The organism is Acinetobacter sp. PFS20 (genome assembly GCF_052261015.1).
Taxonomy (GTDB): domain Bacteria; phylum Pseudomonadota; class Gammaproteobacteria; order Pseudomonadales; family Moraxellaceae; genus Acinetobacter.
Window position 1 is genome coordinate 1,502,065 of sequence record NZ_JBPVZE010000001.1, and the last position, 25,818, is coordinate 1,527,882.

Sequence of the window (25,818 nt, forward strand, 5' to 3'; positions counted from 1 at the left end):
TAGCATTTTGACTTAAACATTTTCATCAATAAAGCTAACAAGTTTAGAGCGAGGTACAGCACCAATTTGTTGAGCTACAACTTCACCATTTTTGAAAAGTAATAAAGCAGGAATATTACGGATATTGTATTTCACCGCAATATCTTCGCAAGAAGTTACATCAACTTTAACAATTTTTACTTTACCAGCATATTCACTTGATAGGTCTTCAAGAACAGGTGCAATTGCTTTACAAGGTGCACACCAACCTGCCCAGAAGTCAACAAGTACAGGTGTTTCAGCGTCTAGAACATCTGCTTGGAAGTTATCATCAGTTGTATTTACAATAGTCGCAGACATGGTACGGCTCCAATTTTTAGAAAAAGTGCTATTACTACAGGAGAAATTATCTCTATCAGTATTACATAGCTACTTAGTTCAATGTAAGGGTTTGATGCTATTATTCAAGGCTTAACTAAATTTGTCTAATGGATGCTCACGATATTCATCATCGGCTTGTACAATCGTTTAACAATTAGAAAAATATCGATGGCTATTAATTGTTGATGAAAATGGCTTTTCAATTGCATTCTTGTGAATTACTCTAGGCGTGAATTGTTATGGGTTTAGTTCAATAATGTCTGACTTTCTGATTGATGAAGAATTACTTGCCGCCATAGATATGGGGTCGAACAGCTTTCACCTTGCAATTGCACGGGTAGATCATGGTGAAGTTAAAAAAGTTGCTTCGATGTCAGAAAAAGTACAGCTTGCAGCTGGTTTAGATGAAAATAAAAATTTAACAGAAGCCGCGCAGCAACGTGGTTTAGCATGTCTAGCCCGTTTTGTTGGAAGATTGAGCTCTGTTCAACCTAATCGTTTACGAATCGTGGCTACGAATGCCTTGCGTCAGGCAAAAAATGGTCATGAATTTATTCAAAAAGCTGCAGAAATTTTACCTAAACCTATTGAAATTATTGCAGGACGAGAAGAAGCCCGCCTGATCTATTTAGGTGTATCACATACCATGGCCAATGGTGGGCGTCGCTTAGTTGTTGATATTGGTGGTGGTTCTACCGAATTCATTATCGGTGAAGAGTTTGAACCTATTTACACCGAGTCATTACAAATGGGTTGTGTGGCTTATACAACGGCCTATTTTTCTGATGGCGAAATCACACAAAAAGCATTTGATAAGGCCGTAGTTGCTGCTCGTAAAGAACTGTCTGCTATTGCAACGACTTATAAAATGGAAGGATGGGATACGGTTGTTGGTTCGAGTGGAACAATTAAAGCCTGTCGCCAAATTATGGTCAATATGGGCTTAAGTGATGAACAAGAAAATGTCACTCGAGAAGGCCTCTATAAACTTAAAGATAAATTACTTAAGTTTAAAAATGTTTCTGAAATTGATTTTGAAGGACTAAGAGAAGATCGACGAGCAGTTTTGCCAGCCGGATTGGCAATTTTGTACGCAGTTTTTGAAGTTTTAGAAATTGATCGTTTGGCATATTCTGATGGTGCATTACGCGAAGGTGTGATGTATGACCTGTTAGGTCGATTTAAACATGAAGATATCCGTGATCGTAGTGTACAGGCCTTAATGGGGCGTTATAACGCCGATCCGAAGCAAGCAGAAAGAGTTGTAAACACAGCACAACAATTATTTGATGGTGTTGCGAAATCTCTTAATTTAACGAGTGAAGACAGTGACTTACTGCGTCGAGCTGCTTATTTGCATGAAATTGGTTTAGCAATTAGTCATGGTGGTTATCATCGCCACGGTGCTTATTTATTACAGCACTCAGATATTCCAGGTTTCTCGCAAATCGACCAAAATCATCTTTCACATTTAGTGGCTCACCATCGTCGTAAATTGCGAAATGATGTAAAAAACGAAATTTTGAAGGCTGGTGGTCATAAATTACTTTACTTAAGTTTATTACTTCGCCTAGCAGTTTTACTCAACCATAGTCGAAGTGATCAGATGCTTCCTGCCATTGAACTGACCATCATAAATGATCAACAATGGCAGCTTAGTGTTTCTGGTGATGCCAAACAATGGCCATTGTTAGTTGCCGACTTGCACGATGAGCAAGAGCAGTTTAAGCATTGGGACATTGAATTGAATATTCAGTCGGAAAAATTTATCGATTAAAGGGATAATATTCGACCTATGAAAAAATCTACTCAGTCCAAAGCTTGGACAACGGTTCAAATTGCACGTCATCCTGAACGTCCGCAGTTTCTAGATTATGTCGGTGAAATCTTTACAGAGTTTGACGCCTTGCATGGTGATCGTTTGTTTGGTGACGATGGTGCGATGGTAGGTGGTCTTGCTCGTTTTGACGGTCAACCTGTGATGGTCATTGGACAACACCGTGGTCGTAGTACCCGTGAAAAATTAAAGCATAACTTCGGTATGGCTAACCCTGAGGGTTACCGTAAATCTCAACGCCTATTAGATATGGCTGAGCGTTTTAATCTTCCGGTCTTCACTTTTATTGATACGATGGGTGCTTACCCAGGTGTTGGTGCTGAAGAGCGTGGACAAGCTGAAGCAATTGCTACTAGCCTTGCTCAACTTTCAAGCTTGAAAGTTCCTGTTGTTGCAACAGTACTAGGTGAAGGTGGTTCTGGTGGTGCTTTAGGGATTGGTGTTGCTGACAGAGTCATTATGTTGTCACACAGTATCTATTCTGTGATTTCACCAGAAGGTTGTGCATCTATTTTGTGGAAAACTGCTGAAAAAGCGGCTCAAGCAAGCGAAGCTTTAGGTTTGACAGCAGACAAATTACAATCTCTAGGTATTGTTGAATATGTAGTAGATGAAGGCGAAGGGGCGCATTTAGACCCTGAGCAAGTCATGCAAAACCTAAAAGTAGTTTTGAAGCAAGCTTTGGATGAGTTGCTACCAATGGATGCAAATGAACGATGCGAAGAACGTTATCAACGTTTAATGAAGTTTGGCAGCGCAAATTTAGGCATAATGTCTTAAAGCAGGCTCAACTATTTTCAGAAAATAGTTCTTTTCTTATGGGATGTAGTGGTGGCATGGATTCTATGCTGCTACTACATTTGATGTCTCAAATTTTCCCTCAAAAGATCCGAGTAATTTATATCGACCATCAACTGCAATCACAAAGTGCAGAGTGGGGGAAACTAGTCGCTGAACAAGCTGCTCGTTTAGATATTCCTTTTATTATTCAAAAAGTTCAGGTTACCGATGGTAATTTGGAAGCTCAAGCACGTCAGGCACGTTATCAAGCTTATCTACAGCATTTGCAAGCGAATGAAACTTTAGTACTTGCTCATCATCAGCAAGATCAGGCTGAAACGGTAATACTACGTTTATTATCGGGTGCAGGTGTTGATGGATTAGCCGCAATGCAATCTGTGGATTACCGTGTAGACATGACGATTTGGCGTCCTTTTTTAGACTTATCTCGTGAGCAAATTGCTGATTGGGCTACTCAACTTGAAATTGCGTATGTAAATGACCCGACAAATTACGATATTCATTATGATCGGGCGTGGTCGCGTGAGGAACTTTGGCCATTTTTACAAAACAGATTTCCTAAAATGCAGCAAGCACTGAGCCGAACCAGTTATCTCATGCAAGATGCTTCTGAAATTTTAGAAGAAGTTTTGAAAGCTGATTTAAAACATTGTGGTACTGCTGAGTGTCTAGACTTAACTAAACTTTTAGACTTATCAGTTGCCCGTCAACGTCAATTACTTTCAGTTTGGATGAAAGGTGATGGGCAATATCGACCTGCATTTGAAATGGTTGAGCGTTTAAAAAATGAAGTGATTGACTCAAAGTCTGATGCACAGGCAGCATTACACTGGAATCAGTTTTACTATGTCCGTTATCAACACCATCTTTATAGATTGAGTAAGCAAGTTTTTCTTGCTGAAAAATTAAACCCGGTTGAAGTAGAGTGGGAGCATCATTTCCAAATGGGGGAAATAGTGCATTACGCTTCAGGGCATTTTCAGATTACGCAAAAAAATATCGGTTTGGCTCCATCTTTATTAAATAAAAAATTGACAATAATTCGACGCCAAGGTGGAGAAAAAGTCCACTTATATGGTCGTGTTGGGCAATGGCCATTAAAAAAAGCAATTCAAGAAGCACATATTTTGCCTTGGCTTCGTCATACAATTCAAATATTAGTCATAGATAATGTTATGCTTGGGGTTTTTACACCGAAAGGATTTTGGTTGGCTCAGTCTCCGTATTGTGAGCAAGGAGGATGGCAACCAGATTTAATTTCTCATTCTTGTAATCTGGTAAATGGCGAATATGGTTATGGCAAGTGCAGTAAATTGTAATATCTGTTTTATTGGTGGCGGTAATATGGCCCAAGCGTTAATTGGCGGGCTCATTTCAAGAGGTTTACCACCGACACGTATTACCGTTTCAGATCCTGTTGAGCAGATCCGTCAATTATTACAAGAAAAAGAAGTCCATGTAACACAAGATAACGTGGCTGCAATTCAAAATACTGATGTTGTCGTTCTAGCGGTAAAGCCGCAAGTTTTGGCAACTGTTTTACGTCCGTTGAAAGGTCTGTTATCAGATAAATTAGTCATTTCAATTATTGCTGGTGCTGAAATTCAAACGATATCAAACTTAATTGATAGCAATCGAATTGTTCGCGTTATGCCGAATACCCCAGCTCTAGTTCAAACTGGCGCGCACGGTATCTATGCAAATGATGTAGTAGGTACTTCGGATCGTGAATTAACAAGTCAGATTTTAGCGGCCACAGGCTTAACAATTTGGGTAAACTCCGAAGCTCAAATTGATGCGGTAACAGCAGTTTCTGGTTCAGGTCCTGCATATTTCTTCTATCTGATGGAAAGTATGATCCGTGCAGGTAAGAATTTAGGACTGGATGAAAAAGTTGCAACTGCGTTAACTCTTCAAACGGCGTTAGGTGCAGCTCAAATGGCAATTACCAGTTCAAACACTCCATCTGAACTTCGTAAGAATGTGACATCGCCAAATGGTACCACACAAGCCGCACTTGAAGTTTTTGACCGTGCACAAATCTCCCAAAATATTCAATCTGCATTGGCTGCTGCACAGAAGCGTAGCCAAGAATTGGCTCAAGAATTGAGTGACAGTGCGAAATAGCTTAAATAGGATAAGACAACTATGGGTGCAAATTCTGCGCTAATTTTTGGAATTTTAATTAATGTCGCGATTTTATTGGTCTTTTTCCGTTTTTTAATGCAATTGGCGGCAGTAAGTCCTTATAATCCTGTGGTTTTATCGACCGTAAAGGCGACTAAAATTGTTGATATTTTTGGCCGAATTTTTCCGACGGTCGCAAAAGGTCGGTTTAATTTAGCTGCTTTAGCTCTTTTAATTATTTTATATTTACTGAAAATTTTCGGTGTGATGTATCTTTCTGGTTCTATGCCAAATAGTCCAATTCATTTAGTGATTCTGACATTTGTGACCATGATTCAGGACTTGATTCGTTTCTGCCGTTATTTAATTTTTGCAACAATCATTTTGAGTTGGGTGGTTATGTTCACTCAATCGCGTTCACCTTATATTGAGGTGATTCAAGATTTGGCTGAACCATTACTCGCGCCATTCCGTCGTTTATTGCCTAATATGGGAATGATTGACTTATCACCAATTTTGGCTTTTTTGGCGCTCTATATTGCCGAAATTTTAATGAATGAAGTTGCTAAAGTTCTCTTAACTGGTCTTTAAGCTAACTCAAAAAAAGGGCTGTATTTCACAGCCCTTTTTTATTTCTATTAATTAATGGGCGTCATCCCAGTTTTGTCCTTGTCCTACTTCAACCACTAAAGGCACGGAAATCTCTACAACAGATTCCATGACTTTTGCGATTTGTTTGGAAAGTTCTTCAGCAATGTTTTGATCGGCTTCAAAAACTAATTCATCGTGTACTTGAAGTAGTAATTTGGCTTGATCTTTTGGTAAGATTTTATCAACTTCAATCATCGCAATTTTAATAATATCAGCTGCACTACCTTGTAAAGGTGCATTGATTGCAGCACGTTCGGCAGCCTTACGCACCATCACATTTCGTGCATCAATATCTGGTGTATAAAGACGACGGCCTAAAATAGTTTCAACAAAGCCTTGCTCTGATGCAACTTGACGCGTGCGTTGCATATATTCATAGATGCCAGGGTAGCGTTGGAAATATTGCTTAATATAATTTTGCGATTCTTGACGTGTGAAACCTAACTGACGAATCAAACCAAACTCAGACATACCATACAGTAGACCAAAGTTTACTGCCTTAGCTTGGCGACGTTGATCATTGGTCACATCTTCGATATCAATACCCAATACTTCTGCCGCAGTACGGCGGTGAACGTCTTGTCCGTGCTGAAATGCATGTACTAAAGCGTCATCTTGAGAAAAATGTGCCATTAAACGTAGTTCAATTTGCGAGTAATCGGCTGCTAGTAAAACTCGGCCTTCGGGTGCAATGAATGCTTTACGAATCTGACGGCCAATTTGTCTACGAATTGGAATATTTTGTAAGTTAGGATCAGAAGAGGAAAGGCGACCTGTCGCTGTAAGTGCTTGATGATAGCTCGTATGCACACGATGAGTGTCGTTATGAGATTGCTCTACTAGACGGTCCGTATAGGTACTTTTTAGCTTTGCCAAACCACGATGCTCTAGAATAATTTCCGCTAAAGGATGTTCAATCTTTTCTAAAACACTTTCACTGGTGCTGTATTGTCCAGTTGCAGTTTTTTTACCACCTTTGATTCCTAATTTATCAAATAGGATCTCGCCTACTTGCTTAGGTGAAGCGATATTAAAAGTTTCATCTGCAATTTCCATAGCCTGATTTTCAAGGCCTTCCATGGTTTTTGCAAACTCAACACTTAATTTATCTAAGAAAGCATGATCTAAACGAATACCATCTTCTTCCATGCCTGACAAAATTCGGGCAACTGGCATTTCGATGTTATATAAAATATTTTCTAACTCAGGAAATGGCTTAAGTTTGTTTGAAAGTACTTCATACAAGCGATAGGTCACATGTGCATCTTCTGCTGCATAGTGGGCAGCAACTTCAATCTCAATTTGATTAAAAGTCTTTTGTTTAGCACCTTTACCAGCAATTTGTTCAAAAGTGGTGGTTAAGTGACTTAAGTAGACACGAGCAACATCGTCCATGCCGTGACGAGTTGCTGCTGCATTTAGTACATAAGATGCCAGCATGCTATCGAAATACCAGCCTTTAAGGTCTATACCGTGATTAGCAAAGATATGGGCATCATATTTAAGATGATGACCGATTTTTTTAACCGCTTCATTTTCTAATACAGGCTTAATTAGAGCCAGAATTTGTTCACGGTCCAGTTGCTGCGGTGCATTTTCATAATTATGCGCTAAAGGCACATAGTAAGCATCTTGCGCATCAAAAGCGATTGAAAAACCAACCATCTCGGCAATACGGTAATCAAGGCTTGTAGTTTCGGTATCAATGGCAAAATGATCAGCATTTTGCATGCGTTGCAAGAGTTGATCCCATGCTTCTTGAGTTAAAACAGTATGATAATTTGCAGTCCCAAGTTGGTCATCTTGACTGGTTAAACTTGCCTGATCTTCGGTTTCTATAGCGTCAGCTGGTTTAATTTCATCTTGAACGACTACTTGTGAAACTTGTTGTTTATAAGTAGAGCTGTTCGGATTATTCGGATGATCAAGCGACTGTAACTGATTTCTAAACTCAAGCTCAGTATAGAGGTTGCGTAAAGCATCAACATTTGGATCGGTAAGCTTTAATTCATGCCAGTCGAGTTCTAAAGGAAGATCACAGACAATGCTAGCTAACTGGTGATCAAGCTTAATATTGTCTAAATTATCTTTAATATTTTGGCTAATCTTACCTTTAAGTTGATCTGCATTGGCAATAATATTCTCTAAAGTGCCATATTCAGTCAGTAACTTAGCTGCTGTTTTTGCACCTACGCCGGGAACACCCATGATGCCATCAGACGCATCACCCATTAGCGTTAAATAGTCGATAATCTGATTTGGCCAAACGCCAAATTTTTCAAATACACCGTCGGTGTCCATTACACGATCTTTAAAGCTATCTTCAAGTTTGACATGATCATTGACGAGCTGAGCCATGTCTTTATCTCCAGTTGAGATAAGTACATGATGGCCTTCGAGCACGGCACGTTTAGCAAGTGTACCGATAATGTCATCTGCCTCTGCACCCGGAAGACTATATAAAGGAATGCCTTGGGCTTTAATTAATGCATGTAAATATGGAATCTGTTGAGATAACTCTTCAGGCATGGTTGGACGGTCACCTTTATAAATAGGTGAAAGCTTATGACGGAAAGTTGGCTCAGGCGTATCAAAAATTACGGCCATATGCGTCGGTTGCATACGACGCATAAGTTTTTGAATCGCAGAAATTGCTCCACGTATTGCATTGGTATGTAACCCTGTAGAGGTCGTCAATGGTGGTAATGCATGATATGCACGAAATAAAAAATAGGACCCATCAACCAAGACAAATGGTGGCATTGAACAATTCCTTAATTTGAATTACGGGTATTTTACGTGAAAACGGCTATGAATGCAGGATTATGATTTTTGCAGTATTTTGTATGTATAAATATACGCTTGTATTGGCTTGAAGTAAGATGACATGTAATGAAGGTGTCATATTGCTAAGCCCATGTATAAAAAAGACAAACAGGGAATGATCATCGTTTTGATCGCTTTGACTTTGTTTTTAGCCATTTCAATTGGTTTTAAATTTCAGAGTGCTGTTGCTGCTTTATCTATTGCACTCGTGGTAGTACTGGTTCAGTTATTATCAAATCTGCATCAGCGTCTGACTCATTTAGAACAACAGTTTTCTCAGCAGAAAAAACCACTTTATTCTATTCATACGCAAACAATAGTAATTTATGCGGCCGCCTTGGTTGCATTAGTTGCTTATATGAATCACTGGATGTGGATTGCTGGTGGGGCATTACTGGTTTTATTGTTATGTTTAGTCCAAACGATTAGTGCGTTTCATACTCGACTGTTATACCTCGAGTCGGCAAAACCAACTGCTCATGTAAACGAAACTCTACAAACAGAAATTATAACTCCAGCGGTAGTGCAAGTTGATTCCAATAGTACAGACACGTTAATCCCTGTTGAAACATCAGTTTTAAATCACACAGAACAACCAACTCAAGTACAGAGTACATGGTGGCAACCAGCAGTCGACTGGATGGTTCATGGCAATCCAATTTTAAGAGTTGCTGTCGCTGTGTTGATGGTTGGGGTGGTGTTGTTATTGCGTTTCGCAAGCGAGCACTGGCAACTTAGTTTAGGTGTGAAACTTAGTTTTATTGCAATTGCCGGAGGCGTATTAACGGCATTTGGATATAGCTTGCAAAAGAAAAATCAACTTTTTGCTGTGGCATTGCAGGGTGTGGGACTAGCTGTTGTATTCCTAACACTCGTGTTCTCGCATCATTTTGGTGTAATTGCCAATCTAACTACAGCCAGTATTCTGTTTACGATCTTATTGGCTATTACGGTATTCCTGAGTTTAAAACAACAAGCTATTTATTTGGCAATTTTAGCACTAGGCATGGCCTATGCAGCCCCTTTAGTTATTCCACAATATCGTCCAGATGTAGTCTTCCTATTTAGCTACTATTTGGTAATTAACTTAGCAGTTGCTGCGGTTAATTTTATTCAACCATGGAAAATCTTAAATCAGATTGCTTTCTTTGCCACAATGTTTATTGGTGGTAGTGCGATAGGTTTTTATGCGGAACCAGCAAAATTTGACACATTAGACTGGATTTTATGGCTACATATAGCTCTGTTTATTTGGCTTAGTGTTCGTTATAGCCAAAATATATCTCGAGTTTCAGCATGTGAACAACAAGAAGGCATTCGTTTACCTCCGCTCTTGGATGTTGGTCTTATTTTTAGTGTGCCTGTACTAGGCTTTACGCTACATGCCTATTTAGTTCATGAGTCTACTCAAGCATTGACGATTGGTGCTGCTGTTTTGGCTGGTACCTATGCGATATTAACTTTCTGGATCAAAAAGACCCATCCTCAACTTTCAGTTCTTGCCAAAAGCTTTTTCATCCTCGCCGTTGCATTTTTTGCTTTAATCTTTCCACTCTCGAAAGGGGCACATTGGACTGCAATTGGTTGGGTTGCTCAAGGTACGGCCCTTATTGTATGGGGGGTAACTGAGCGGTACCGTTTAAGCCGATATATTGGTGTAATTTTAGTTTTACTCAGTTCGGTTGCATTGTTTTATCAATTTTGGGCGAATGCAGAGTTTCCGACTCTAAGTACAAGTATTTATGCAATTGCCCAATTCATTTCGGCCTATTATTTATTGCAATACAACAGTAAAGAGCAACACTATTTTAGCGCCAGCATGTTTAGCGGCATTTTCTTGTGTTTAGGGATGTATGCGGGTGTTATCGCTGGTATAGAAATTTTGGCATGGCAACATCATGGCTTAAGCCCATATTTGATGATTGCGATACTGTTACTATCAATATTTAGCATAGTAGTTCATTACAAATTAAGGGTCCAATGGCAGAGTCTACAGTTAGGTTTAATTAGCCTGTTATTGTTGTTAATTTTGGGTGAGGCCTTTACTAGTCAAGTATTCAGCCTATTTAAATGGCCAAGTATATTGCAGCAGGGTACTTTCCTCATCGCAGCAACGCTTCTTAGTGCCTTATTTGTTATGGCTCAACCGCAATCAGGTCAGTTTGGATCTTTGAAGGTCTGGTCTGGTTTGAGCTGGTTAGCATTAGCAACGGTTGGATTGGCAATATTTCCACAAATGCCACTTGTTGCTCTGGCTTTTGTTCCTGTGGTTTATTCCCTTTGGGCGTATAAAGCTAATAAAACCACCTTGTTACATCAAATTCCAGTGTGGTGTTTAAGCTTACTTTGGTTGTTAGTAGTGAGCGTAGACCGGCATTCTGCTGAGTACCTTTACTTTGTTCCTTTGATTAACTTAACTGACTTCCTTTCAATTTCAGTATTTGCTGGTCTACTCTTTATTATTTATCAGCATGCTTTTGATCAAGATAAATCACTGGAGTGGACTTTTAAAATTACAACAATTCTAGTGGGGTTGTTGGTATTCAGTAGTGTGGTGGTCAGAGGTTTGCACCATTACTGGGCGACACCACTCTGGAGCGCTGAAATTTGGACAAATGGCTTGGTGCAGTTAAGTTTGACATTGCTCTGGGTTATTTTGGCATTCATTTTAACCACGTTCTCAAGCCGAAAAATGATTCGTCAATTATGGTTTGTAGGTGCTGCGCTTTTAGGGATTGTGGTATTAAAACTGATTTTGCTTGATCTATCGCAAAGTGCCACTTTAACTCGAGTCATTTCATTTATTGGCGCGGGTGGGGTAATGTTGATTATTGCTTATCTTGCGCCATTACCACCATCATCCGCTGTACAGAAAAATGAAGAGCCTAAGCTTTAGGCTCTCGATTTAATTCTTTTTGATTACTGTATTGATCGATATCATCTTCAGCAAAAACACTAGATGGTCGATCAATCAAACCCATTTTAGGAACAGGGATTTCGATTCGGTTATCTAAAAATCCATTTCGAATTCTTTCTTGCATCTCATCTCGAACTTTTAAAGAGTTCTCTTGTCGACACCACATTGTAAATAAAAGCTCAATTGATGATTCTCTGAATGCAGTAACTGTAACAGCGGGTTTAGGATCATCTAAAACAAGAGGATAATGAGCTGCTACATTCAGTAGAACCTCGCGGACTTTAATGATGTCTTCATGGAAGTTAATTGCCAGTGTAATTGGAATACGTCGTATAGGATATTTAGATAAGTTGTGCACGGGAGCACGAATGAGTTGTTCGTTTGGCAAACGAATATAGACATTGTCTAATGTAAGAAGCTTAACCGAAAGTAAATCAATCGAGATCACTTCACCTTCAATTGTATTTCCACGAATGAGCGTAATCTGGATCGTATCACCGACTTCAAATGAACCTTCACCAATCAAAAATAAACCACTAATCAAGTTGCTGGCAGATGTTTGCGATGCGAAACCGAGCGCTACGGTTAAAATCCCTGCCGCACCAAGAAACACACTCAGTTTAAAACCAGCTTCTTTTAAACTCGTCATAATGAAGAGTAAGAAAATGAAATAAAAAATACCACGGCGCCACACCAGACGTTGATGAGCATTAAAACGTGAGCCAATGGTTCTAATAAACGTATTCGAAATAATACGAGCAAGAACAAAGCCAATGAAACACAGTACAACAGCGACTAAAATTTCACTAATACGTTCGGTATTAATATTGGTAAATATGCTTTTGAGGCTATCAGCGATATCTTTTGGAATATTTGAATCAGCCATATAACCCTCTTAAAAGAATGAATCAAACATATTGAATAATGCTCCACCAGGTGAACGTGGTGGGTGAACATAGGTCACTTCACCAGCAAGAGGAGGCGTACGGTTTTCAATACGAATACGTGCGGGACGATCAGAACCTTCATAATAAACTTTAATTTGAGAAGTCCATAAACGACCAGTACTTTCACTATAAAAAAGAGGAAGGGCCGTAACTGGCACATTCATACGATCAAAGCGTAATTGATGATTACTGGTGTTGTGAAAATCAATCGGTGTAACCGCACGAAAAGCTCGAGGTGTTAACAGGTTTAAATCGGTACGCCCATCTACAGAAGTGGCATAACAAATTTCACCTTGCTGGGCATTTGGACCAAACCATGTATCTTTAGGTTGAATTACAGGAATCTCAAACAAAGGCTCATGCTGACTTTCAACTAAACCTGCAATCCATAGTGGTGTACTTATATATAGAGTCCCACGTTGTCCCGCTGGAATGTAGATAGGATCAACGGGTTTAATGACTACAGAACGGTCTGCCAGACGGGGCATAAGTAAAAATTCTGGATTAGTTTTCCGAAACATGTAGCGTTCTACTTGAACAGTATGCGGAAAGGCAAAGTTCGGATCGGCAATTGGATGCCAATCTTGCTCATTATCGTCTTGAAGAGAGGGGCGATAATATTCAATACGCCATTCTTTTATGCCACGTGTTAAACGAAAGAGCATTGAACCGAATTGCCACGCTTTGGACTGGTTAATTTCAAAGTGCTGTTCACCCCACCATTTTAAAGAACTCTGGGGGCGAGGCTGATATTCATTATTTTCAAACAAGACGTAAAATTCCTCTACCGAGTTGTTAAACAGACTTCACGCTGTAATCTGCTTAGAGTACACTCAAAATCATCTTACTCATCATTATAAATTGTGATGCAAATATTGAAACAAATACAAGTTCCATATAGTTTTGCCAAGCGTCATGGTGTTTTATTTCGTTATGACGGTGATCAAGTATTTATTATTAGACGTCAAAACACTGAAAAAATTGCATTGCAGGAAGCAAGACGAATTCTAGGTAAGCCAGCTCACTTCCAATTATGTACTGAACAAGAATTTAATACGCTCTTAAGTACAAGCTATGCCGGCGATACAGGGGAATCACAACAAGTTGCAGCAGGTTTAGAAGATCATCCTGATTTATTAAGTTTGGCCGATCAGGTTCCTGAGACAGAAGATTTGATGGATCAGGAAGATGACGCGCCTATTGTTCGTCTGATCAATGCACTACTTTCAGAGGCAATTCGAGTAGGGGCTTCTGATATTCACATTGAAGCTTTCGAAAAGAAATTATCTGTACGATTACGTGTAGATGGTCAATTACGTGAAGTTGTACAGCCGCGCCGTGAGTTGGCACCCTTGCTAGTTTCACGTATTAAAGTCATGGCAAAACTCGATATTGCAGAAAAGCGAGTGCCACAAGATGGGCGTATTTCTTTACGCCTCGCAGGCCGAGAGGTAGATGTCCGTGTTTCGACTTTACCATCTTCACATGGTGAAAGGGTCGTAATGCGTCTGCTCGACAAACAAGCTGGTCGACTTAATATGATCCATTTAGGACTGATGGCAAATGACTATGAGCGTTTAACTCAGTTAGTACATCGTCCTCATGGCATTATTTTGGTTACAGGGCCTACAGGTTCGGGGAAAACAACGACTTTGTATGCAGCTCTATCTGATCTAAATGATAATACGCGCAATATCTTAACTGCCGAAGATCCAATCGAATATCAACTTGAAGGCATTGGTCAAACACAAGTGAATACCAAAGTGGATATGACGTTTGCTCGTGCTTTAAAGGCAATGTTGCGTCAAGATCCAGATGTAGTGATGGTGGGTGAGATTCGTGATTTGGAAACGGCTGAAATTGCAGTACAAGCATCGTTAACTGGACATTTGGTTTTATCGACACTACATACCAATACCGCTATTGGTGCGGTTACTCGACTTAAAGATATGGGAATCGAGCCTTTCTTATTATCAAGCTCTTTAATTGGGGTGATTGCTCAACGTTTGGTACGTACTTTATGTCCACATTGTATGACATGGCGTGAAGCTGATACTTTTGAAAAACAGGTTTTTCAACATATTCATAATGAACCTTTGTTGCAGTTACCTGAAGCCAAAGGATGTGATCATTGCTCACATTTAGGCTTTAATGGACGTACAGCCATTTATGAAATCGTACCTGTTGATGAGCCAATGCGTCGCCTTATTCATGGCAATGCGGCTGAATATGAGTTAGAAAATCATGCTCGTCAGTATTCGGGTTCTATTCGTGATGATGGTTTACGCAAAGTACTTACAGGTAAAACAACACTTGAAGAAGTACTTCGAGTAACCAATGAAGCAAGTGAAGTATAATTTGTAATCTGCAATAAAAATGCCCGATATGATTCGGGCATTTTTTAAACTTAAAAAATTACTCAGTCACAATATTAAAAGTTACATCAATATTGTTGCGAGTTGCATTTGAATATGGGCAAACAATATGTGCTGCTGCAACTAACTTTTCAGCTTCTTCACGGTCCATACCCACTAAGTAAACATTTAAAGTTACTTCGATGCTAAAACCTGTAGGAATTGGACCAATACCCACTTCACCTTCTACATAAGCATCTTTGCTAATATTAAATTTATCGCGGTTTGCAACAAATTTTAAAGCTCCTAAAAAGCATGCTGAATAGCCAGCTGCAAATAATTGCTCAGGGTTTGTTACGGCACCACCAGCGCCACCCATTTCTTTAGGTACGCCAAGTTGTACATCTAATACACCGTCAGATGAAGTTGCACGGCCATCACGACCACCGGTTGCTTTAGCTTTTGCGCGATAAACAACTTTTTCTAATGACATCGTTTTTATTCCTAAAATAAATTGAATACAAATATATCGTACACGACTTAATTATTTTGACAAGTATATTTTTTGAAAAAATTGCTGTTTATTTGACTAGGTTTGTACGGAGTTTGGTAAGTTGATCTTTCAGGCCTAATAGTGTTGTCATATCACATGAACTTGCTTCTAGTACACCTGCTGGAATATCCAATGCTTGATCTTTTAATTTTTTTCCTTCATCGCTAAGTGTAATAATCACTTGTCTCTCGTCTTGAGTTGAGCGGGTACGATGAAGCAAATGCAGGGCTTGTAACTTTTTCAAGATAGGAGTGAGGGTGGATGATTCTAAAAAAAGTTTAGCTCCAATTTCTGAAACAGTCACTTCATCTTGCTCCCATAACACTAACATCACTAAATATTGGGGGTAGGTAAGCCCCAAAGGCGCGAGAAGTTTTCTGTAGAGTTGATTAAGCGCTAAATTTGTTGAATAAATGAGGAAACATAATTGATTCTCAAGCTTTAAGTTTTGACAGTCTTGGTCCATATATTCCTCAAAGAAACTCATATTGCTTTTGTAGTATATCGCGTTCTATTCAGTTTCTTAAATGTTCATCAGAATAGGTTATGAATAGAGTAAATTAAGAGACATAAAAAATGGAATAATTAATCCAATTATTCCATAACATAAAAATATTTTAGATAAAATTGTCTACCACAGATCTGCAATTTTTTTCATTAAACGCGCACGATATTTAGCGGTAGGATTATTTGCATTGCGTTGTTGCTCTTGTTCATAAAAATCTTGCCATGCAGTAATCATTTCAAGCGTTGTTCCTTGTTTTTTAATCATAGAAACATCTGCTGGCTGAATATTTTCTAAACGTTGTCTTGCGCCTTCTGCACCCGTTCCCCATCCAATTATTCTCTGGCCAAATGCAGGCAAAGGAATATCTTTAGGAGTAGAGGGGAGAATATCTGATTTGAGCTGTGCCGTTGGTGAAACGAAATGATTCGTTGTCCCAAACTCAGCATAACAATGAATATTTGCCCCCAAGCAAAAAAAGCTAAATAAGTATTTCCACATGAATAATTAAACTTTTAATAGTGAATTAATTTACGGTGTGTCATTAGAGGCATTGAAGAGCGGACGAGATCTTGCGCCGTTAGATCAAAGGGTACAGTAATTAAACCATTTCCTTCATATCCAACCATACTTAAAATTTGGCCACGACTATCAGTTGCCCCAGAGTGTCCCCAGGTCTGTCGTTTTTCACCATGCCAGCCCTGTTGTGCTGCACCTAAAACATAACATTGGCTATCCATTGCCCGAGCTTGTAACAAAAGCTGCCAGTGCATTTGTCCAGTTGTATAGGTAAATGCAGCAGGGGCAGTAAGAATATGAGCGCCTTGTTGTCTTAGCGTTAGAGCAAGCTCTGGAAAACGCAAGTCATAACATACCATTAAGCCAATATTGCCAAAAGGGGTAGATGTGACTACTACGTCTGTTCCTGGTTCAAAGAAACGAGACTCCTGATAACCACCAACAGCATCACCAACTTGTACATCAAATAAATGGATCTTGTCATAACGCGCTTCTGTACGCTCAGGACTAATACAGAGGCTAACAGTTCGGACGCGACCATCTTGAATAGTGGAACCATCTGGACGGAATGGGCAAGGTAAGGTGCCAGCCACAATCCAGATTTGATATTGATGTGCGAGTTTCTCAAGCCTTTGTTGAATAGATTCAAATTGCTCAGCAGTTTCACGTTGTTTTCCAGCAGCAAAACATACAAAGTTTTCGGGGAAAACAATCAAACTGGCATTTTGTGCCTTGCTCTGTTGAATCAAAGACTCAATGACTTGAAAATTATTTTCGATATCATTTTGAGAGTTCATTTGAGCAACAGAAACGAGGGTCATATTCTAATCCGGCTTAATGGTGAAAATCAGGCATTTTGCTTGTCAGATACCTGTTCAAGAGTATCTTGTTCTTTCTGTAACTGCTTAACAAGTGGCTCAAACATATTCTGATTGTTTGCATTGAGTTTCATCAATGTCTTATGTGCATCCAGAACAGTTCTTAGCATTGCATTATGAGTGATTTGTTCATCTGTTAACGTTAATGTGCAAACGTTAGGATCACCACAATAATTCAAAATGACAAAAACCTGCCCTAGCCCCATACTGTTGGCTAAGGTTGTGATATCTGGATTGGTAGATAGCATCACAGCTTGAATATGATGAGTCTGTTTAAGCTTTAAACCTAGCTTAGCTAGGATGCCTAATACAGTACTATCAATAAATGTTGTTTGGGTTAAATCAACGATTGCACCTACAACATTCTCTTGCTGTTCAATTCTGTTTAAAAGTTTGTCTAGACTTATACAAGAATGGGCTCGCACTTCACCAATAAGTTTGAAAATATGCGTTCCATTTAAACTTGCATATTCAACATGACCTGTTGACATATAAATGCCATTTTCAGAGAAGGATAGAAAAATTATCACATAGTGCCATCCCAGACTCAAGAGTCCTTAAGTCGTATATTATGTAATTAATTGATTCGTAAATTAATTCATTCGACAAAGACTGAAGATGGCAATATCGTCGGCCACATGATCGGGTGCTTGAAATGATTGATTTTGCAAATGATGGACCAATTGTTGGAACTGATCGTTTAAACCGCCATCAAAAGGTTCGAGGGCTCCGTCCGAGCAAACAATGAAGCGAGCATGGCGATTTAACGTACAAATATGCTCTTCAACTTCGAGTTCGTCAGTTAAACCTAGTGGGAAACTGCTCGTTGTTAGAATCTTCGGTGCCTGATTAGGCTCAAAAATGATAGGAGGAGGGTAGTGCCCAGCACTTGACCAGCGAAGAGTATGTGTTTCAAGGTTTAAAATACCCACCACAATCGTAATGTGCTTTTCGATATTTTCTTGAACTAGCATCCCATTTAATTTTTTTATTAATTGTCTTGGGGTTTTGGAGCGACCATGAAATGCTGCCATCCATGATGTTAATAAACTACTGGTTACACCATGACCTGAAACATCAGCAAGATAGAATAAAACTTCTTTATCATTTAATTTCCAATAGTCGTACCAATCACCGGAAAGATAAGCTGAAGGCTGAAAGAAAGTTTCGACTTCATAATTTAATAAATCAATTGGATTCGGCAATAAACGTTTTTGCAGTTCAGCAGCCGAAGGTAAATCACGACTATCTTGGTTACGCTTATATTGAGCATCAATTTTTGATAAGGCTTTATTTAAATCATTAGGTAACTGATTCCACACCCAGCCTGCAAGAGCACCTGCTTCCCATGCATGTGCCAAAGCGGTACCTTCATGTTCAAAAGCAATTACGACCGTTGGTAAATTCCATTTATAAGTTAGGAAATCTTGTACATCTGCAATTGCAATGATGGTTGGATCATATAAATCTAAATCATCTATGTTAATAACTTGTAAGCCTGGCAGTTTATCCAAAGCTTGCTCTAAATAAGGAATAGAGCGTGTCGGTTTAATAAAATACATAGAAGATATGGTAGTCCTTTTATATGATCACTTTATTCATCATAGAGTATGTATGATCAAAATCAAGGTATTGCCGAACTCTTAATCCAAGCAACACCTTTATTTCATGTTAAGGGTTTTGATTCTCATCTGGTGTATCTTCTGAGTCATCATCAATGAAAGATACGTCAGCTGAGTCACCTTTCTTCTCTGCAATTTGGAATGCTTTACGCTGGAGGTATAAGTCTCGAATCATAGCGTATTGATCACCTTGTAAGGTTTGATCTAAGTCAAGATATTGAGCACGTGTATCCACGGCTTGTAATAGATTACTCGACCAATAAAGACCTTCTTGATCATCCATAACGTATTTTTGTGGGCGAGCTTGGGCATCTACTGCTAAACCAAAACCATCACGTAAGGTGCTTGGACCAAAAAAAGGCAACATAAGGAATGGGCCAGAAGGAACGCCATAGTAGCCAAGAGTTACACCAAAATTCTCTTCTTCAGTTGGTAAGCCTAAGCGACTTGCTGGGTCAGCCAAACCAAGAGTAGTTAAAGTGTTAATCGTAAATCGGCCTAAAGTTTTTGCTGCACGACCAGGGCGGCCTTGAATAAGCTGATTGACAGCATTCCATGGTTCACCAAGATTTTTACGGAACTGGCGATAAGAACCACGTACATCTTCTGGGGTTTTTTCTCTATATTGAACAGCAACTGGGCGTAAAAAATTGCGATCCAACATATCATTAAAAGAATAAATTGGACGGTTCAATGATTGCAAAGGATCTTTGACAAGATCTGGTTGAGCTGCATTTGCATTAATTTTTAAATCTTTAACTTTAATGTTTTTTAAATCTTTAATAATTTGTGAACGGGGATGGTTTGGCCCTGTTTCTTCTAATGAACTCGCATTAGCAGATTCACTTACCGTGTTTTCTTGAGCATATATAGAGGTACAAACACCTACAGATAACACGCTTAGTAAAATTAAATTAGAATAATTCATATAATTCCTTAACCGCCAGCCAGGCTAATACTTAATGTGCAGTTGGGTGGAGATATGTTTTAATACAAAATTGATAACCTATTATCAATGTAAAATTGATCAAATAATATAGATAAAATGCTAAAAAGGCTAAAAAACGAACATGTGGCAATATTAAATTAAAAAAGGGGTTGCCAAAGGTTTTTAATGGTCTATAATGCACATCCATCGGCGGTGATGCAGATAAGAACTTGTTGAAAAACAGTTACTTGGAATTAAGTTGGTTGCTTTAAGTGATAAATTTGATGAGAAGTTGGTTTTGAGAATAAGTTTTAAAAATATCGAAATTACCTGTTGACTTTTAAGAGATTAAGAGTAATATAGCCGACCTAGCTTGCTGGTGACGAACCAGGAAGAAGATCATTAAGAGAATTGAAGAACAACTTGTGTGGATTTTTACTGATTGATTGATCGAAATATTATCATTGATTGATTGGTTTAAATTACTCGAAGTTTATTTGAGCGAAATTTAAGTCAGAAAATTGATGAGCCAGAATTGGCACCTTGTCTTTAATAAGGTGCAAAATGATTTTTAACTGAAGAGTTTGATCATGGCTCAGATTGAACGCTGGCGGCAGGCTTAACACATGCAAGTCGAGCGGGGTGATGGTGCTTGCACTATCACTTAGCGGCGGACGGGTGAGTAATGCTTAGGAATCTGCCTATTAGTGGGGGACAACATTTCGAAAGGAATGCTAATACCGCATACGTCCTACGGGAGAAAGCAGGGGATCTTCGGACCTTGCGCTAATAGATGAGCCTAAGTCGGATTAGCTAGTTGGTGGGGTAAAGGCCTACCAAGGCGACGATCTGTAGCGGGTCTGAGAGGATGATCCGCCACACTGGGACTGAGACACGGCCCAGACTCCTACGGGAGGCAGCAGTGGGGAATATTGGACAATGGGCGGAAGCCTGATCCAGCCATGCCGCGTGTGTGAAGAAGGCCTTATGGTTGTAAAGCACTTTAAGCGAGGAGGAGGCTACTTTAGTTAATACCTAGAGATAGTGGACGTTACTCGCAGAATAAGCACCGGCTAACTCTGTGCCAGCAGCCGCGGTAATACAGAGGGTGCAAGCGTTAATCGGATTTACTGGGCGTAAAGCGCGCGTAGGCGGCTAATTAAGTCAAATGTGAAATCCCCGAGCTTAACTTGGGAATTGCATTCGATACTGGTTAGCTAGAGTGTGGGAGAGGATGGTAGAATTCCAGGTGTAGCGGTGAAATGCGTAGAGATCTGGAGGAATACCGATGGCGAAGGCAGCCATCTGGCCTAACACTGACGCTGAGGTGCGAAAGCATGGGGAGCAAACAGGATTAGATACCCTGGTAGTCCATGCCGTAAACGATGTCTACTAGCCGTTGGGGCCTTTGAGGCTTTAGTGGCGCAGCTAACGCGATAAGTAGACCGCCTGGGGAGTACGGTCGCAAGACTAAAACTCAAATGAATTGACGGGGGCCCGCACAAGCGGTGGAGCATGTGGTTTAATTCGATGCAACGCGAAGAACCTTACCTGGCCTTGACATAGTAAGAACTTTCCAGAGATGGATTGGTGCCTTCGGGAACTTACATACAGGTGCTGCATGGCTGTCGTCAGCTCGTGTCGTGAGATGTTGGGTTAAGTCCCGCAACGAGCGCAACCCTTTTCCTTATTTGCCAGCGAGTAATGTCGGGAACTTTAAGGATACTGCCAGTGACAAACTGGAGGAAGGCGGGGACGACGTCAAGTCATCATGGCCCTTACGGCCAGGGCTACACACGTGCTACAATGGTCGGTACAAAGGGTTGCTACCTAGCGATAGGATGCTAATCTCAAAAAGCCGATCGTAGTCCGGATTGGAGTCTGCAACTCGACTCCATGAAGTCGGAATCGCTAGTAATCGCGGATCAGAATGCCGCGGTGAATACGTTCCCGGGCCTTGTACACACCGCCCGTCACACCATGGGAGTTTGTTGCACCAGAAGTAGCTAGCCTAACTGCAAAGAGGGCGGTTACCACGGTGTGGCCGATGACTGGGGTGAAGTCGTAACAAGGTAGCCGTAGGGGAACCTGCGGCTGGATCACCTCCTTAACGAAAGATTGACGATTGGTAAGAATCCACAACAAGTTGTTCTTCATAGATGTATCTGAGGGTCTGTAGCTCAGTTGGTTAGAGCACACGCTTGATAAGCGTGGGGTCACAAGTTCAAGTCTTGTCAGACCCACCATGACTTTGACTGGTTGAAGTTATAGATAAAAGATACATGACTGATGATGTAAGCTGGGGACTTAGCTTAGTTGGTAGAGCGCCTGCTTTGCACGCAGGAGGTCAGGAGTTCGACTCTCCTAGTCTCCACCAGAACTTAAGAGAAGTTCGGATTACAGAAATTAGTAAATAAAGATTTAGATCTTGGTTTATTAACTTCTGTGATTTAAGTATCACGGTATTAAGCATGACCTGACGAAGGCATGTTTATTCATTAACAGATTGGCAAAATTGAGTCTGAAATAAATTGTTCACTCAAGAGTTTAGATTAAGCAATTAATCTGAATGAATTGAGAACTAGCAAATTAACTGAATCAAGCGTTTTGGTATATGAATTTAGATTGAAGCTGTACAGTGTTTAAGTACACAGACAACAGATAGTAGCGATGAAGAGTCGCACGGACAACACTCACTTGTAAGTGTTGACGACTGTTTGGGGTTGTATAGTCAAGTAATTAAGTGCATGTGGTGGATGCCTTGGCAGTCAGAGGCGATGAAAGACGTAATAGCCTGCGATAAGCTCCGGGGAGGCGGCAAATATCCTTTGATCCGGAGATTTCTGAATGGGGGAACCCACCTACTTTAAGGTAGGTATTGCAACATGAATACATAGTGTTGCAAGGCGAACGAGGGGAAGTGAAACATCTCAGTACCCTTAGGAAAAGAAATCAATTGAGATTCCCTTAGTAGCGGCGAGCGAACGGGGATCAGCCCATTAAGTTATGTGTGTTTTAGTGGAACGCTCTGGGAAGTGCGAACGTAGAGGGTGATATTCCCGTACACGAAAGGGCACACATAATGATGACGAGTAGGGCGAGGCACGTGAAACCTTGTCTGAATATGGGGGGACCATCCTCCAAGGCTAAATACTCCTGACTGACCGATAGTGAACCAGTACCGTGAGGGAAAGGCGAAAAGAACCCCTGTGAGGGGAGTGAAATAGATCCTGAAACCGCATGCATACAAGCAGTGGGAGCCGACTTGTTCGGTGACTGCGTACCTTTTGTATAATGGGTCAGCGACTTATATTCAGTAGCGAGGTTAACCGTATAGGGGAGCCGTAGAGAAATCGAGTCTTAATAGGGCGTTTAGTTGCTGGGTATAGACCCGAAACCAGGCGATCTATCCATGAGCAGGTTGAAGGTTGGGTAACACTAACTGGAGGACCGAACCCACTGTCGTTGAAAAGCCAGGGGATGACTTGTGGATAGGGGTGAAAGGCTAATCAAGCCTGGTGATAGCTGGTTCTCCCCGAAAGCTATTTAGGTAGCGCCTCGGACGAATACCATAGGGGGTAGAGCACTGTTTCGGCTAGGGGGTCATCCCGACTTACCAAACCGATGCAAACTCCGAATACCTATGAGTACTATCCGGGAGACAGACTGCGGGTGCTAACGTCCGTAGTCAAGAGGAAAACAATCCAGACCGCCAGCTAAGGCCCCAAAATCATAGTTAAGTGGGAAACGATGTGGGAAGGCATAGACAGCTAGGAGGTTGGCTTAGAAGCAGCCACCCTTTAAAGAAAGCGTAATAGCTCACTAGTCGAGTCGGCCTGCGCGGAAGATGTAACGGGGCTAAAACTATGTGCCGAAGCTGCGGATTTGACTTTTAGTCAAGTGGTAGGGGAGCGTTCTGTAAGCCGATGAAGGTGTATTGAGAAGTATGCTGGAGGTATCAGAAGTGCGAATGCTGACGTGAGTAACGACAAAACGGGTGAAAAACCCGTTCGCCGAAAGACCAAGGGTTCCAGTCCAACGTTAATCGGGGCTGGGTGAGTCGACCCCTAAGGCGAGGCCGAAAGGCGTAGTCGATGGGAAATTGGTTAATATTCCAATACTTCTGTGTAATGCGATGAGAGGACGGAGAAGGTTAAGTCAGCCTGGCGTTGGTTGTCCAGGTGGAAGGAAGTAGGCATGCATCTTAGGCAAATCCGGGGTGCTCTATGCTGAGATCTGATAGCAAGCTGTACTTGTACAGCGAAGTGGCTGATACCATGCTTCCAGGAAAAGTCTCTAAGCTTCAGTTACACAGGAATCGTACCCGAAACCGACACAGGTGGTCAGGTCGAGTAGACCAAGGCGCTTGAGAGAACTCTGCTGAAGGAACTAGGCAAAATGGTACCGTAACTTCGGGAGAAGGTACGCTGCTGACGGTGATGACCCTCGCGGTCTGAGCTATTGGCAGCCACAGAAACCAGGCCGCTGCAACTGTTTATTAAAAACATAGCACTCTGCAAACACGAAAGTGGACGTATAGGGTGTGATGCCTGCCCGGTGCTGGAAGGTTAATTGATGGGGTTAGCGTAAGCGAAGCTCTTGATCGAAGCCCCAGTAAACGGCGGCCGTAACTATAACGGTCCTAAGGTAGCGAAATTCCTTGTCGGGTAAGTTCCGACCTGCACGAATGGCATAATGATGGCGGCGCTGTCTCCAGCAGAGGCTCAGTGAAATCGAAATCGCTGTGAAGATGCAGTGTACCCGCGGCTAGACGGAAAGACCCCGTGAACCTTTACTGCAGCTTGACATTGAACTTTGACCTTACTTGTGTAGGATAGGTGGGAGGCTTTGAAGTTGGAACGCTAGTTCCAATGGAGCCGTCCTTGAAATACCACCCTGGTAATGTTGAGGTTCTAACTCTGCCCCGTAATCCGGGGCGAGGACCATGTCTGGTGGGTAGTTTGACTGGGGCGGTCTCCTCCTAAAGAGTAACGGAGGAGTACGAAGGTGCGCTCAGCGTGGTCGGAAATCACGCGTAGAGTATAAAGGCAAAAGCGCGCTTAACTGCGAGACCCACAAGTCGAGCAGGTACGAAAGTAGGTCTTAGTGATCCGGTGGTTCTGTATGGAAGGGCCATCGCTCAACGGATAAAAGGTACTCTGGGGATAACAGGCTGATACCGCCCAAGAGTTCATATCGACGGCGGTGTTTGGCACCTCGATGTCGGCTCATCTCATCCTGGGGCTGAAGCAGGTCCCAAGGGTATGGCTGTTCGCCATTTAAAGAGGTACGCGAGCTGGGTTTAGAACGTCGTGAGACAGTTCGGTCCCTATCTACCGTGGGCGCTGGAAATTTGAGAGGATCTGCTCCTAGTACGAGAGGACCAGAGTGGACGAACCTCTGGTGTACCGGTTGTGACGCCAGTCGCATCGCCGGGTAGCTATGTTCGGAAGGGATAACCGCTGAAAGCATCTAAGCGGGAAGCCTACCTCAAGATAAGATTTCCCTAGGACTTTATGTCCTCTAAAGAGCCGTTCGAGACTAGGACGTTGATAGGTTGGATGTGGAAGCATAGTGATATGTGAAGCTGACCAATACTAATTGCTCGTGAGGCTTGACTATACAACACCCAAGCAGTTGTATATAAAGCATCAATCGATTCATTAATATGCAAAGCAACTTGATTTAGTTATATGCTTAGCTAAAATGAACAAATAAAGTAAGATTCAATCAGCCCATCTGTAAAGATTTGGAAAACGCATCGGCACATTAAGACCCATGCAAGTATCCATACCAGTTGTGCTGGCGACCATAGCAAGAGTGAACCACCTGATCCCTTCCCGAACTCAGAAGTGAAACCTCTTAGCGCTGATGGTAGTGTGGGGTTTCCCATGTGAGAGTAAGTCATCGCCAGCTCATTATTCAAACACCCCGACCCCGAAAGAGGCCGGGGTGTTTCCTTATGGGAAATTAAATTGATTGTTTGATTTAGA

Annotated in this window: 18 protein-coding genes, 2 tRNA genes and 3 rRNA genes; 12 read left to right on the top strand and 11 right to left on the bottom strand. The window is 41.2% G+C overall.

Annotated elements, in window-relative coordinates; genetic code table 11:
• Positions 1 to 12 precede the first annotated feature (12 nt).
• Complete coding sequence (gene trxA / locus ACS125_RS07155) at positions 13 to 339, bottom strand: thioredoxin (protein WP_003655060.1); 327 nt, start codon at positions 337 to 339, stop codon at positions 13 to 15.
• Between the two features lie 277 nt (positions 340 to 616).
• On the opposite strand from trxA, the gene ppx reads away from it, so the two are divergent.
• Genes ppx through ACS125_RS07180 form a run of 5 tightly spaced genes read left to right on the top strand, consistent with a single transcriptional unit; the run spans position 617 to position 5,716 of the window.
• A complete protein-coding gene (ppx, locus tag ACS125_RS07160; RefSeq protein WP_004794521.1) occupies positions 617 to 2,137 on the top strand; it encodes an exopolyphosphatase in 1,521 nt (506 codons plus the stop codon).
• Positions 2,138 to 2,155: 18 nt separating this feature from the next.
• A complete protein-coding gene (locus tag ACS125_RS07165) occupies positions 2,156 to 2,977 on the top strand; it encodes an acetyl-CoA carboxylase carboxyltransferase subunit alpha (RefSeq protein ID WP_004794519.1) in 822 nt (273 codons plus the stop codon).
• Complete coding sequence (gene tilS / locus ACS125_RS07170) at positions 2,914 to 4,317, top strand: tRNA lysidine(34) synthetase TilS (RefSeq protein WP_443271270.1); 1,404 nt, start codon at positions 2,914 to 2,916, stop codon at positions 4,315 to 4,317. The genes ACS125_RS07165 and tilS overlap by 64 nt, the downstream gene beginning before the upstream one ends.
• On the top strand, positions 4,289 to 5,125 hold the full coding sequence (gene proC / locus ACS125_RS07175; protein ID WP_443273933.1) for a pyrroline-5-carboxylate reductase: 837 nt from the start codon (positions 4,289 to 4,291) through the stop codon (positions 5,123 to 5,125). Before tilS ends, proC begins: the two co-directional genes overlap by 29 nt.
• A 21-nt stretch (positions 5,126 to 5,146) precedes the next feature.
• Positions 5,147 to 5,716, top strand: coding sequence for a YggT family protein (locus ACS125_RS07180; RefSeq protein ID WP_004794512.1), 570 nt, complete (start codon positions 5,147 to 5,149; stop codon positions 5,714 to 5,716).
• Positions 5,717 to 5,767: 51 nt separating this feature from the next.
• Here the strand turns inward: ACS125_RS07180 and polA are convergent, their stop codons facing one another.
• A complete protein-coding gene (polA, locus tag ACS125_RS07185) occupies positions 5,768 to 8,539 on the bottom strand; it encodes a DNA polymerase I (RefSeq protein WP_443271272.1) in 2,772 nt (923 codons plus the stop codon).
• 154 nt (positions 8,540 to 8,693) lie between these two features.
• Between polA and ACS125_RS07190 the strand changes: the two genes are divergently transcribed.
• A complete protein-coding gene (locus ACS125_RS07190) occupies positions 8,694 to 11,498 on the top strand; it encodes a DUF2339 domain-containing protein (RefSeq protein ID WP_443271274.1) in 2,805 nt (934 codons plus the stop codon).
• On the opposite strand, the gene ACS125_RS07195 is transcribed toward ACS125_RS07190, so the two are convergent.
• Both ACS125_RS07195 and ACS125_RS07200 read right to left on the bottom strand, forming a co-directional pair.
• Positions 11,488 to 12,405: a mechanosensitive ion channel family protein gene (locus tag ACS125_RS07195; RefSeq protein WP_004794505.1), complete on the bottom strand. Its 918-nt coding sequence runs from the start codon at positions 12,403 to 12,405 to the stop codon at positions 11,488 to 11,490. The two genes, ACS125_RS07190 and ACS125_RS07195, sit on opposite strands and share 11 nt — an antisense overlap.
• A 9-nt stretch (positions 12,406 to 12,414) precedes the next feature.
• Positions 12,415 to 13,236 (bottom strand): hypothetical protein, encoded by an 822-nt coding sequence (locus ACS125_RS07200; RefSeq protein ID WP_443271277.1) that lies wholly within the window; start codon positions 13,234 to 13,236, stop codon positions 12,415 to 12,417.
• A 96-nt stretch (positions 13,237 to 13,332) separates the two neighbouring features.
• On the opposite strand from ACS125_RS07200, the gene gspE reads away from it, so the two are divergent.
• Positions 13,333 to 14,823: a type II secretion system ATPase GspE gene (gspE, locus tag ACS125_RS07205; protein WP_004794500.1), complete on the top strand. Its 1,491-nt coding sequence runs from the start codon at positions 13,333 to 13,335 to the stop codon at positions 14,821 to 14,823.
• A 58-nt stretch (positions 14,824 to 14,881) separates the two neighbouring features.
• On the opposite strand, the gene ACS125_RS07210 is transcribed toward gspE, so the two are convergent.
• From ACS125_RS07210 to ACS125_RS07240, 7 genes are all read right to left on the bottom strand, one after another.
• Positions 14,882 to 15,313: an organic hydroperoxide resistance protein gene (locus ACS125_RS07210; protein ID WP_002117290.1), complete on the bottom strand. Its 432-nt coding sequence runs from the start codon at positions 15,311 to 15,313 to the stop codon at positions 14,882 to 14,884.
• A gap of 88 nt (positions 15,314 to 15,401) precedes the next feature.
• Positions 15,402 to 15,839, bottom strand: a complete 438-nt coding sequence (locus tag ACS125_RS07215; RefSeq protein WP_004794498.1) for a MarR family winged helix-turn-helix transcriptional regulator — start codon at positions 15,837 to 15,839, stop codon at positions 15,402 to 15,404.
• 165 nt (positions 15,840 to 16,004) lie between these two features.
• Complete coding sequence (locus ACS125_RS07220; protein ID WP_004794496.1) at positions 16,005 to 16,379, bottom strand: DUF4951 domain-containing protein; 375 nt, start codon at positions 16,377 to 16,379, stop codon at positions 16,005 to 16,007.
• A gap of 14 nt (positions 16,380 to 16,393) precedes the next feature.
• Positions 16,394 to 17,218 (bottom strand): carbon-nitrogen hydrolase family protein, encoded by an 825-nt coding sequence (locus ACS125_RS07225; protein ID WP_004794494.1) that lies wholly within the window; start codon positions 17,216 to 17,218, stop codon positions 16,394 to 16,396.
• Between the two features lie 26 nt (positions 17,219 to 17,244).
• A complete protein-coding gene (gigB, locus tag ACS125_RS07230) occupies positions 17,245 to 17,766 on the bottom strand; it encodes an anti-anti-sigma factor GigB (RefSeq protein ID WP_002117273.1) in 522 nt (173 codons plus the stop codon).
• A 102-nt stretch (positions 17,767 to 17,868) separates the two neighbouring features.
• Positions 17,869 to 18,837, bottom strand: coding sequence for an RsbU family protein phosphatase GigA (gene gigA, locus ACS125_RS07235; RefSeq protein ID WP_004794492.1), 969 nt, complete (start codon positions 18,835 to 18,837; stop codon positions 17,869 to 17,871).
• A 109-nt stretch (positions 18,838 to 18,946) separates the two neighbouring features.
• On the bottom strand, positions 18,947 to 19,825 hold the full coding sequence (locus ACS125_RS07240; protein ID WP_004794490.1) for an MlaA family lipoprotein: 879 nt from the start codon (positions 19,823 to 19,825) through the stop codon (positions 18,947 to 18,949).
• 572 nt (positions 19,826 to 20,397) lie between these two features.
• Here ACS125_RS07240 and ACS125_RS07245 point away from each other — a divergent pair.
• The 5 genes from ACS125_RS07245 to rrf all read left to right on the top strand — a co-directional run bounded on the left by ACS125_RS07245 (position 20,398) and on the right by rrf (position 25,741).
• Positions 20,398 to 21,935: ribosomal RNA gene (locus ACS125_RS07245) — 16S ribosomal RNA — on the top strand.
• A gap of 59 nt (positions 21,936 to 21,994) precedes the next feature.
• Positions 21,995 to 22,071, top strand: a tRNA-Ile gene (locus ACS125_RS07250).
• A 55-nt stretch (positions 22,072 to 22,126) separates the two neighbouring features.
• Positions 22,127 to 22,202: transfer RNA gene (locus ACS125_RS07255), tRNA-Ala, on the top strand.
• 352 nt (positions 22,203 to 22,554) lie between these two features.
• A 23S ribosomal RNA gene (locus ACS125_RS07260) occupies positions 22,555 to 25,447 on the top strand.
• A gap of 179 nt (positions 25,448 to 25,626) precedes the next feature.
• Positions 25,627 to 25,741 (top strand): 5S ribosomal RNA (gene rrf / locus ACS125_RS07265).
• Together the 16S, 23S and 5S rRNA genes with 2 tRNA genes alongside form the textbook arrangement of a ribosomal RNA operon.
• Positions 25,742 to 25,818: the final 77 nt, after the last annotated feature.

Excerpts from the sequence above, each read along its gene's own strand:
- trxA (WP_003655060.1), bottom strand. The coding sequence starts at position 339 with ATGTCTGCGACTATTGTAAATACAACTGATGATAACTTCCAAGCAGAT.
- ppx (WP_004794521.1), top strand. The coding sequence starts at position 617 with ATGTCTGACTTTCTGATTGATGAAGAATTACTTGCCGCCATAGATATG.
- ACS125_RS07165 (WP_004794519.1), top strand. The coding sequence starts at position 2,156 with ATGAAAAAATCTACTCAGTCCAAAGCTTGGACAACGGTTCAAATTGCA.
- tilS (WP_443271270.1), top strand. The coding sequence starts at position 2,914 with ATGCGAAGAACGTTATCAACGTTTAATGAAGTTTGGCAGCGCAAATTT.
- proC (WP_443273933.1), top strand. The coding sequence starts at position 4,289 with ATGGTTATGGCAAGTGCAGTAAATTGTAATATCTGTTTTATTGGTGGC.
- ACS125_RS07180 (WP_004794512.1), top strand. The coding sequence starts at position 5,147 with ATGGGTGCAAATTCTGCGCTAATTTTTGGAATTTTAATTAATGTCGCG.
- polA (WP_443271272.1), bottom strand. The coding sequence starts at position 8,539 with ATGCCACCATTTGTCTTGGTTGATGGGTCCTATTTTTTATTTCGTGCA.
- ACS125_RS07190 (WP_443271274.1), top strand. The coding sequence starts at position 8,694 with ATGTATAAAAAAGACAAACAGGGAATGATCATCGTTTTGATCGCTTTG.
- ACS125_RS07195 (WP_004794505.1), bottom strand. The coding sequence starts at position 12,405 with ATGGCTGATTCAAATATTCCAAAAGATATCGCTGATAGCCTCAAAAGC.
- gspE (WP_004794500.1), top strand. The coding sequence starts at position 13,333 with ATGCAAATATTGAAACAAATACAAGTTCCATATAGTTTTGCCAAGCGT.
- ACS125_RS07210 (WP_002117290.1), bottom strand. The coding sequence starts at position 15,313 with ATGTCATTAGAAAAAGTTGTTTATCGCGCAAAAGCTAAAGCAACCGGT.
- ACS125_RS07215 (WP_004794498.1), bottom strand. The coding sequence starts at position 15,839 with ATGGACCAAGACTGTCAAAACTTAAAGCTTGAGAATCAATTATGTTTC.
- ACS125_RS07220 (WP_004794496.1), bottom strand. The coding sequence starts at position 16,379 with ATGTGGAAATACTTATTTAGCTTTTTTTGCTTGGGGGCAAATATTCAT.
- ACS125_RS07225 (WP_004794494.1), bottom strand. The coding sequence starts at position 17,218 with ATGACCCTCGTTTCTGTTGCTCAAATGAACTCTCAAAATGATATCGAA.
- gigB (WP_002117273.1), bottom strand. The coding sequence starts at position 17,766 with ATGTCAACAGGTCATGTTGAATATGCAAGTTTAAATGGAACGCATATT.
- gigA (WP_004794492.1), bottom strand. The coding sequence starts at position 18,837 with ATGTATTTTATTAAACCGACACGCTCTATTCCTTATTTAGAGCAAGCT.
- ACS125_RS07240 (WP_004794490.1), bottom strand. The coding sequence starts at position 19,825 with ATGAATTATTCTAATTTAATTTTACTAAGCGTGTTATCTGTAGGTGTT.